Consider the following 9,976-nt stretch of genomic DNA (forward strand, 5'->3'; position numbering starts at 1 on the left):
AGAAGACGAACCCGCGCAACGAGAGGTGCTGGCCTATAACCTCGAAGCCGAAGGCTTTGAGGTACGGCGCGCCGAGGATGGTGAGGAAGCCATGCTGCTGGTGTCAGAGGCCGCACCTGATCTAGTGATCCTCGATTGGATGATGCCCTTGATGAGCGGCATCGAAGTCTGCCGCCAGCTAAAGTCGCGAGAGACCACCCGGCATATCCCGGTCATCATGCTCTCAGCGCGCTCCGAGGAAGTGGACACAGTACGGGGCCTTGAGACCGGCGCGGATGACTATGTGATCAAGCCGTACAATCTGCGCGAACTCATGGCACGGGTGCGGACGCAACTGCGGCGGACACGACCCGCAGCCGCAGGCGCGCTTCTAAGCTTTGATGACATCCAGCTTGATCCGGAGCGTCACCGTGTGAGCCGTGCGGGCAATGAGCTGAAACTGGGGCCGACTGAGTACCGATTGCTTACAACGTTGCTGGAGAAACCCGGCCGGGTGTTCAGCCGTGACCAACTGCTCGATCACGTTTGGGGCCGCGATATCTATGTCGACACACGCACCGTCGACGTTCACATTGCGCGGTTGCGCAAGGCGCTGACCCGCGAAGGCGGCGGCGATCCGATCAGAACGGTACGTGGGGCCGGATACGCCTTGGGTTAAGCAATATTGTGCCTTCCGCAGAGTTCTATTTAGTTACATAATACCAATTATACGCTTTGTGTATTTCTGGACGGTGGATTCACAAATGAAGTGCGAATTCTGTATTAAAACAGAACCTTGCATGGAGTTGATCAATGGGACGCTGCTACCCTCACCTGAACCTCGAAGAACGTCGCAAGCTGGCCAGATGGCTTGAAGCGAAGATACCCGTCAAAGAGATCGCCGACAATCTGCAACGCGCGCCGTCAACGATCTACCGTGAGATCAGACGAAACACCTACTCTGATACCGAACTTCCGCAGCTGAATGGCTACCACGCCATGATTGCACAGGATCAATATGAGAAGCGTCGTGCGGTGCATCGCAAGTTGATCCGACACCCGGAGATCATGGCAGCTGTCCGCGAAGGGTTTGATGCCGGTTGGTCGCCCGAACAGATCGCCGGACGCATGAAGCTGGAACGCCATCCGATGCGGGTCAGTCACGAGACGATTTACCGTTACGCTTATTCTAACGATGGCCGTGCTGAGAAGTTTTATCGCCACCTGCCTGAGCATCGCAGGCGTCGCAGGCCATGTGGAACGCGCAAGCATCATGGGCGTAGGTTTCTTGAAGAATTGGCCATAGCCCATCGTCCCGAAGCGATAGCCGAACGTAGCCAGTTCGGGCATTGGGAGTGCGATCTGGTGATGTTCCGCAAAGAGTTTGGGAAAGCGAACGTGACATCTTTGGTCGAGCGCGTGAGCCGGTTCGCTGTCGTTTTAAAGAACCCGGATCGTCAATCAAAACCGGTGATGGAAGGCCTGATTGATAGCCTATCTCCCCTGCCCGCTGAAGCCCGTCGCAGCATCACATTTGATCGCGGCACAGAGTTCACTGCCTGGCGGCATTTGAAAGCTGGGCTTGGTGTCGACGCTTGGTTCTGCGACCCCCAATCGCCTTGGCAGAAGGGTACGGTCGAAAACACCAACAACCGTCTACGCCGCTACCTTCCGCGAAAGGCTGATCCCACGGTGCTCACAGATCGATATTTAAGGTCGATCTGCGACTGTCTCAACAATACGCCGCGCAAGTGTCTGGGGTATCAAACGCCCGCTGAAGTCTTCCGATTGAACCTGATGGAAAGGGTGACGTCACCCTGATAAACTGATCAAACAGAAATTGCACTTCAACGTGAGTTCACACCAAGCGTGCGCTACCCTCAAGTGCGACTCTTGTTAGAAAACAGTAGCTTATCTAATGAGAGGAATCGGTATGGGAGCCGTTTACAACCAACTGAGTATCACAGAACGACGCAAGATAGAACGCTGGAGACACGCAAAGGTCCCTGTCGATGAGAGCGCGCGCGTTCTGAAGCGTTGCAGATCAACGATTTTCCGCGAGCTTAAGCGCAACCATTTTTCAGATAGAAGCACGCCCGGATCCGATAGAAGCCACACATGCCGCTGAGGTCTTTGAAGCAGCCTAATGGAAATACGGAACCGCGCAGAATAAAAAACATACCTGAACACGGCACAGGCAGCGTACATTCCACCATCCACGGTGCGCCGGAACTGCACTTCAACGTGAGTTCACATTGCAGCGTCAGCTTGAGCAGGCAATGAACAAGTCGGCAGGAATGGTCTCTGTCAGGAAGGCATGAAGGCAGTGGTTTGTACACGGCGCAATGCTTCAAGCTTTTTTACGGCCATATCGACATCGGGCACCGCCTGTAGGATCCGCGCTGAATTCTGACCGCGCCGCAATAAGGCATCACTGACTAGATGTTCGTAGTCGGGGTGTTCTTCAGGCCGGATCCCCAAGAACGCCAGCAACCGCTCAATCAGCGCGCGCCCTGCGACGGGGTCGCTGTAGACATCCTCGAAATATACGACGAAAGGCGCAATCCCCGCATCATCCGTTATCTGTGCCAGTTCTTGGCGACGCGTGTTGCACAGGCGCATCTGCCGCTCTGCGCGCTGCATGTTGATCGGTTGCAGGGCCATCTCACCTGTCTCAATAGCCGGATAAATCTTCTGCGCAGCCTCTCCGCCCCAGGCGCCTGTCAGATGCGCTAGCTCCAGCGACAGAATGCGCTCTGTCTCACTGCGCCGATCCAGAATGATATGCTGGTACCCCAACGCTGTGCTGACTTCAAAAAGCACGGCGTTGAAGGCATGCGACATCAGCTCGTAACAATGTTTGATGACCGGCCTCTCTGCCAAGCAGCTTTGCAGATCCGTTCGCAGCTGGACAGCATCCGAGGTTTGCGCAAACGTCTGAGATATGTGGCCGTACATTCGCTCATTGTTGAAAGGTTCATGTTCAACGCCCCTGTGCTCTGACAGGGTACTCAGCAGCGAGGCAAGCGTCGTGCCTCCGGTCCTGCGCATGGTCCAGATGACGTACGGATGGCTCAATGGTTACCCCTTTGCGCAGCGTTAGCACCTAGCGCTGGTGGTAGCACCAGCCCCCCAGCGGGGCAAGGCAAGCGGCCCTACAACTTGCTCTTTACCTGTGGGGCAAGTTGAGAAACAACTCCCCCATGACACACACTCTAGCAGCGGTTCTGCAATGACCGCATCTGTCCCGTCCTGCCCGCAGAGGCCCTGCGTTTCGGTGATCATCCCGATCTACAATGTCGAGGACCATGTGGCCGACTGCATTCGGAGCGTGCGGGCTCAAACTCTAATCGATTTCGAAGTCTTAATGATCGACGATGGCGCCACCGACGGCAGTGGCGATACGGCACTGAAAGCGGCGGGGGGGGATCCGCGTTTCACCCTGATCCGGCAGGACAATGCAGGGCTCAGTGCCGCGCGCAACACCGGGCTCAGCCAGGCCGTGGGCAGATACATCGCCTTTGTCGACAGTGATGACCAGATCATGCCGGACTATCTGATGCGGATGTGGCAGGTGCTAGAGGAAAGCGGCGCAGACTGGGTGGCCTGCGCCGTCCAGTCCAACATGGCAGACGGCACAGGCAGCGTACATTCCACCATCCACGGTGCGCCGGACCTGGCCCAGCATAACTCTTGGCGCCGCTATCCGCTGCACGACTGGTGCGATGTGATCCGCCATTTTCCATCAGCTTGGAACAAACTCTACCGCCGCGATCTGATCGAAGGTCTGCGCTTTGACAACGGCACATGGTTCGAGGACCACGGTTTCTTCCACCGCGCCGCCGCGCGCACCGACCACATCGTTCACCTGCCCGAGGCGCTTTATCTGCAGACACGCGGCCGCGCGGGCCAAATCACCGCACAGGACAGCGACCGCGTATTTGAACAGTTTGACGTGCTTGAAACCCTTGCCGCGCAATTCGAGGCCAGTGATCGCCCCGGCGGGCGCACCGCTCTCGCCCGCCTCGCAAGCCGTCTGACGTTCGAGCGCAGCACCGTGATCGCCGACCCTGACCGCCGCCGGCGTTTCGCCGTCGCCGCGCAGGACTTTTTGCAGCGGAATGGGTTGGACTATGACAGCGATTGGGACCCTGACATCGGGCGCAGCTGGGCGCTGGAAATGGCAGGCACCCTGCCCCTCAGCGTGATCCTATTCTGGGATGGTAATGATACCGAAGCTCTTGATCGCAGCCTCACGGCTCTGCGCGCGCAGACGGCACCCGGCTTTGAGGCGCTGATCGTCTGCCAGAACAAGGCCGCACAGCAGGCTGTGGGCGCACATCAGAAGGACTTGCCTGCCCATTGGAAAATTCTGCGTGCCCCGCGCGAGGGGGCGGGTGTCGCCTTCAACCACGGGCTATCACAGGCACGCGGCATCTATGTGGTGTTCGTGCAAACCGGCGATGCCCTGACACCCTGGACGCTCTTGCAACGAACCGAGGCCATGCTGCGCGCGCAGGCAGATTTCGGCATCACACAGATGCGACTGGCGCATGTCGATACAGGGCTGACGACCTATCACAATGGCATCCTCGATATGGACCAGTGGTCGCAGGGCAGCCCGCCTGCAGGTCCGCTTAATCTGTCTCCCAGCCAAGCTCTGAGTCTTGAGGCCCAAAGCAGCGCCAAAATATTCGCGCGCGCCTTTCTCACCACCCACGACTTGGGTTTCACCGACGGGCCCAGATCTGATTGGGCACTGTGCCTGAACGCGGCTCTGCTGGCCCCCTGCACCACCTACATTCCCCATGCCGGCATTACTGTCACCCTGCGCGACGGTGGGTTCGAAAGGTGGCACACCCCGTTCAACGCGCGCGCGCTGTCCCGCGGCCATACCGCCCTGACCCGCGCCGTCACGCGGGCCCTTCCAGACACTCTACAACAGGCCCTGCCGGATGGCTGGCAGCGCAAGCTCTTTGCCCGTGCCCTGCGCGAACAGGTGTATTTCGGTCAATACGCCAGCCGCGCATCGCGGATGCAGATGGTGCTGGGGGCTGCTCTCATCGCCCTATGGCAGGGGTACGGGACCGACCGCCGGGCGGGCCTTGATCCGTTCGTGGGCCCGCGGCTGGCACGTTTGCTTGATCCCATGGCCGTGCTCTATGGCCGGATGGGCCGGATCGGGCAGGCTGCACTTCACCACCGCAAAGTGCCCGCCCTGCCTGCGGGAAACAGCAAGCCTCTGCACGCCTTCAATCTGCAAGAACACGGGCTTCTCACTTTGCGGGCCGATTTCCACACCATGCCTTTTGCCAACATCTATTTTCAGGCGGCGGGCCGCGACCAAGTCCTGTTTCACCTATCGCTACGTCAGGCGGAGGGGCTGGCCGTGTTCAACAGCCAGCACCCCGACGGCACATGGAAGGCTGAAATTCCTTATGTGGTGGACCTGTCCTCGGGGCGCGCGGACGTCGTCTTTGACTTCGCCCCGCCCCGCGTTCGCGTCCTGCTGAATGGCGAGGAGGTCTTCGACATCGCCCCGCGGGGTCTGCGCCGCCACACCCGTTTCCCCGGATTGGAGGCCATCGCCGGGTTCCATACCAACGGTACGGTCAGCACCCCACATGTGATCCCGCAGATGCCCCAGACCGGCCTTGTCCTCGACAGCCGCCTCGCTCTGCGCATTGGCACCACGGGCGACACGGCTAAACTGCAAGCGCTGTCCTCTGACGTATCTTGCCCCCCCACGGCCCTGCCACTTACCGCCGCACCGCAAGGCACGGCCACCGCCCTGCTGCCTGCTTCTCTCTGGCGCGATCTGCCCGCTGAAGCGGGGCTCACGCTGGAATTGATTCAAGGCGCCGAAACCGACCGGATCACCCTTACGCGCACGGACCTCGCCGCGCGGATTGAGGCGCTGCTGACATTGCCGTTGGCGACAAGCGACAGCACCCTATGCCTCAACACGCTGGAATATATCCGTTATGCTGGATTGCTGCCGCTGCTCTCTGCGCCTGCACACAAGCGGATTGATGAACTGGCCGCTTTCTACGATGTGCAGGACTTCATGGAGAACGACAGCGCCACGCAAGACAGACCGGCCCCGCCGCCCCTCGCGGGCGATCCTATTGACCGCGAGGTCGCAACCGTTGTTGCCCGCTTGGCGCAGAGCCGAACCGCCCCGCCCGAGCAGTCCCCGGAAGCACTCGCCGTTCTGGACGGACTTCAGGTCTCTCCGGCAGCACAGGCCCCAATGTTTCTGGAGTTGGCGGAATTCTTCTGTGCGCAGGACCGAGATTTCGAGGGCCTTTACCAGCGCGCCAAAAGCCGTGGCCTGCTGCCCCTGCCCCACGCGGGCAGCCGCTGGGCCGTCTCGGCAAGCCTGCCCTATCTGGTGGCGGACGGGCAGTACCGCGAGGCTGCCGAGGGTCTGGCGACGCTCACCGAGCCGCGACGCGAATGGCTGGTAATGCCCGCCATCGCTTGGGCGGTGCGCATTGGCCTCACGCATGCCACAACCCCGGTTGATATACGCATCCGTATGCTCAATGCCTTCGCCGCGTTTCTCAGGGCGCGCGTGGAGAACTATTGGGAGCCTGTGCATTGCCGCGAATTGATCCGCACCGCGGCCACCCTAATCCTGCAGCGCCACCGCCTTCCCCCGCGACAACAACAAGAGGTCGTGGCGCTCTGTCTGGAGATCTATAGAAATCGACGACCAGTTGAGGATCACGGGCAAAGCCTTCGGGTGTGGCGACGTCCTCGACGCGGTGTTGCGCCCATAGCCCGTCTTCAGTTTTGGTCTGATCTGGAAAAAGCAGCCGATCTGCCCACCGACATCGCACAGGCGCGGGCGGCCTTTGACGACATCGCCTCAAACCGCACAGACGCCCTGCAAAAGCACCGCGCCTTGCAACTGTTCGAGATCGCAAAAACCCATGACGCCCCACGCGTCCGCCGCGAGATCTTCGGTCCTGCAGGCCTGCCCACTCTCTCAGAGGGCGGTATCACCCTGTCCGATCTAGGCACACTGCACACGCCCGACAGCCGGGACCGCGATCGCAACGTCCTGCGCCATATGGCCAGCCCCGGTAGCGCGCCCGTCGCGGCGGAGGTCGCGGCCATGGCGGCCACGGCGCTGCCACTACTTTATCCGAAAACCCCTCGAGCACCTTATTTCGACACCCAGCAACAGGCCGCGCAGCAAGCACTTGCGTTGACCGCAAATCCCTCGCAGGCCGCTCTGGCGGAGGCCCTGACGGACAGCTTTGGCCAGTTAGCTGATGCAGGATCGCATCATTTGGGGCTGGGCATGGCCGTGGCCCTGATCGACAGCCTACATGACAGCGACGCTGCTCAGGTGCAGGCAATATGCGACTGGATCCGCCAGCAAATCGTCCTTCTTGACGCCCAGGGCGCGCAATGGCGCGCGGCACCCGCTTTGCACCAGCCCCTGCGCCGCCTCCAGCACCGTGAGGATTTGCTGCCCGTGGTGCAAGCGCTGGTCGATCATCTTGACATTTCCCTGGCCGCTTTGCCCGCGAGTGACAACACAGGCCTACCGGACGGTCATCCGCTGTTCGATACCATTATCACAGTGTTTTCCTGCGTGCCCTACCTTGATACGCGCATCCCCGCGATGCGCGCGGGCTGGCTGGGCCTGCTGGAGGATCTGGGCGTGCCTTATGTCGTCGTGGTCGGTGACGGCGACGGTACACGGGATGGCGACATCGTCTATCTGGACGCGCCCGACGACTACGAAGGGCTGCCGCAAAAAACGTTGGCCGCCATTAGATGGGTGCATGACAACACCCGCTACGGGCATATGGTGAAGATCGACGACGACTGTTTTCTCAACGCGCCGCTGTTTTTCCACTCGCTCAGCTACCGCAAGTTCGACTATTACGGCCGCCGCCTCTATCGCACAGTGGGACAGATGGACCGCAAATGGCACCAGGGCAAATCCAGCTCCCTGCGCGGCCGGTTCGATCTGGACAAATCGCCAGAGCCCTCGGAATACACCGATGGTGGCACTGGCTACGCCCTTAGTCGCACAGCCATGGCCGCCGCCTTGGAAGCAGCCGCAAGCCCCGAGGGGCAGCAATTGATTAGCGTTTCGTTCATGGAAGACAAGATGCTGGGCGATCTTCTGGCCATGCGCGGCATCTCTCCCGCCGAAGAGGACTACCGCATCTCCATGCGCCGCCGGACCTATGGAGACGCCCTCCCCGTCCCGCTGTGGCACAACAGCTTTCACCCCAGCCAGACGGCCCCCTTGCAACTGGTGCATCTCGATACTCATCTTGATCAAGCAGATGCATTGGTGCGCTACGACAAGCCCGGCCTGTGGCCGCGCAAGATCTGGCCGAGCTACCAAGAGGCCGAACTGGGTTATCAGAGCAACGCGCTGGAACTCGTCAGCTCGGAGGATAGCGTTACCCGGGCGCGCGATGCAAGGGTGGCAGTGGTGGCCTGCATGCGCAACGAGATGTTCATGCTGCCACATTTCCTAGCCCATTACCGCAAGCTGGGCGTGGAAGCGTTCCTAATCGCCGACAATTGCTCGAACGATGGCACGCTGGAATATCTGGCACAGCAACCCGATGTGGCGCTGTTTTCGGTGGATACGGATTATCGCCTGTCGCAATACGGCGTGGCCTGGCAGCAGGCCATGATGGCAGCCTTCCGGGTTGGCAAGTGGTCCTTGGTGGCGGATGCCGACGAACTGCTGGTCTGGCAGGAGAAACAGAGCCAAACATTGGCGCAACTTCTCAACCACTCTGATTTCGAGACTGCCGAGGCCATCCGTGTCTTCATGCTCGATATGTACCCTCAAGGCCCGTTAGAGGATGCCGATTTTGCCCAAGGCACGCCCTTCGACCAAGCCGGTTACGCCGACCGCGTACCGTTCCTTGCCAACACCTTGGCCCGCGGCCCCTTTGCCGATCAGCGCTGCTGGACCTCTGCGCTGCGCCACCGGCTGATTGCAGGCTCGCACCGCAGCATGTTCGTCGCGCAAAAACTGGCGCTGCTGCGTTACCAGCCGTGGATGCGCCTTTCGGCGGGGTTGCATTTCGTCGGCGACGCGCGCATCGCCCCGCGCGAATTGCTGTTTGCGCATTTCAAGTACAACACCGATTTTCGGCGCAAAGCACAGGCCGAAGTTCTGCGCGGCCAGCATTTCAACAACGCCGAGGAATACCGTAAATATCTCGCCCTCGTCTCTGAGGGGCGCAGCGTGATCTTCGATCCTGATCTATCGCAAAAATGGACGGATGTGCCTTTCGTCAGGCGCAGGCTCCGCGGCTGAAGCTGCGCATTCCCCCGCAACCCCGGGCCGATCATAGAGCCCTGCGAAGGCCAAAGGGGATAAGGGGGGCAACAGGGCGCAAGCACGGCTCAGGGTGCCGCCTCATGCTCCTCGTAAATTTCCAGCAGTTCCACGAGATGCTCAGGTACGGTCACCGGACGCATCGCCCCGTGCCAATAGGCCTGCATGGAGATCTCTCCGGCCAAAAGAGCCTGTATCCGTCGGGCAAAGTCTGCAACGTCGCCTGGCGCAAACACCATCTCCGGGCAGTTTCCCAGTTCCGGCGCACCGCCCCTTGCTGCCGTCAACAAGGGGATACGGCGCGCGTGCATCTCAATGGCGACCTGCGGCAGGTTGTCGTGCCACAACACAGGCACCACTCCTATATCTACCGGCGCCAAAATCGCTTCCAACTCCGCGTGGGTATAACCATCGTGATAGATCACCTCCGCCAGATGATCGCCCAACGCACGCAACCGCGCCATAGTGGCAGGGTCCGCCGCGCGCGCGGCGACCATGATGCGCAGCCGAGCAGCGAGATCCGGGGGCAATGCTTCCAGCGCATCCAGCAGGAAAAAGAACCCTTTGTCGCGGCGCATGTAGCCCAGATACCCCAGTGTCAGGGTCTGTTTCTGGGGGTTAACCTGGGCGGGTCCCGTCTCGTCGTAGAACTCGGCGGCACGGGTC

General features: G+C 60.4%; 6 protein-coding genes and 2 pseudogenes. 6 read left to right on the top strand and 2 right to left on the bottom strand.

Annotated features, from left to right (window positions below):
• The 3 genes from phoB to VOI29_RS24695 form a co-directional block, all read left to right on the top strand.
• Positions 1 to 658: phosphate regulon transcriptional regulator PhoB (phoB, locus tag VOI29_RS18760; protein ID WP_323782190.1), on the top strand; the 658-nt coding region annotated here is incomplete at its 5' end.
• Positions 659 to 792: 134 nt separating this feature from the next.
• Complete coding sequence (locus tag VOI29_RS18765) at positions 793 to 1,800, top strand: IS30 family transposase (protein ID WP_323782193.1); 1,008 nt, start codon at positions 793 to 795, stop codon at positions 1,798 to 1,800.
• Between the two features lie 112 nt (positions 1,801 to 1,912).
• Positions 1,913 to 2,107, top strand: coding sequence for a helix-turn-helix domain-containing protein (locus tag VOI29_RS24695; RefSeq protein WP_416361560.1), 195 nt, complete (start codon positions 1,913 to 1,915; stop codon positions 2,105 to 2,107).
• 179 nt (positions 2,108 to 2,286) lie between these two features.
• On the opposite strand, the gene VOI29_RS18770 is transcribed toward VOI29_RS24695, so the two are convergent.
• Positions 2,287 to 3,057 carry a hypothetical protein gene (locus VOI29_RS18770; protein WP_259986653.1) on the bottom strand — a complete coding sequence of 257 codons (771 nt, stop codon included), beginning with the start codon at positions 3,055 to 3,057 and terminating at the stop codon, positions 2,287 to 2,289.
• A gap of 154 nt (positions 3,058 to 3,211) precedes the next feature.
• Between VOI29_RS18770 and VOI29_RS18775 the strand changes: the two are divergent.
• The 3 genes and pseudogenes from VOI29_RS18775 to VOI29_RS24705 form a co-directional block, all read left to right on the top strand.
• Positions 3,212 to 4,519 (top strand): annotated as a pseudogene (locus tag VOI29_RS18775) (glycosyltransferase family 2 protein); the annotation flags it as partial.
• A 3,195-nt stretch (positions 4,520 to 7,714) separates the two neighbouring features.
• Positions 7,715 to 8,140: pseudogene (locus VOI29_RS24700) on the top strand (hypothetical protein); the annotation flags it as partial.
• Positions 8,141 to 8,467: 327 nt separating this feature from the next.
• Entirely contained in the window at positions 8,468 to 9,289 is an 822-nt protein-coding gene (locus tag VOI29_RS24705) for a glycosyltransferase family 2 protein (RefSeq protein WP_416361561.1), read from the top strand.
• A gap of 89 nt (positions 9,290 to 9,378) precedes the next feature.
• On the opposite strand, the gene VOI29_RS18790 is transcribed toward VOI29_RS24705, so the two are convergent.
• The coding region (locus VOI29_RS18790) for a glycosyltransferase (RefSeq protein ID WP_323782196.1) at positions 9,379 to 9,976 on the bottom strand (598 nt) is incomplete at its 5' end.

The organism is Leisingera sp. (assembly GCF_034669605.1).
GTDB lineage: Bacteria > Pseudomonadota > Alphaproteobacteria > Rhodobacterales > Rhodobacteraceae > Leisingera.

Excerpts from the sequence above, each read along its gene's own strand:
- VOI29_RS24705 (WP_416361561.1), top strand. The coding sequence starts at position 8,468 with ATGTTCATGCTGCCACATTTCCTAGCCCATTACCGCAAGCTGGGCGTG.
- VOI29_RS18765 (WP_323782193.1), top strand. The coding sequence starts at position 793 with ATGGGACGCTGCTACCCTCACCTGAACCTCGAAGAACGTCGCAAGCTG.
- VOI29_RS24695 (WP_416361560.1), top strand. The coding sequence starts at position 1,913 with ATGGGAGCCGTTTACAACCAACTGAGTATCACAGAACGACGCAAGATA.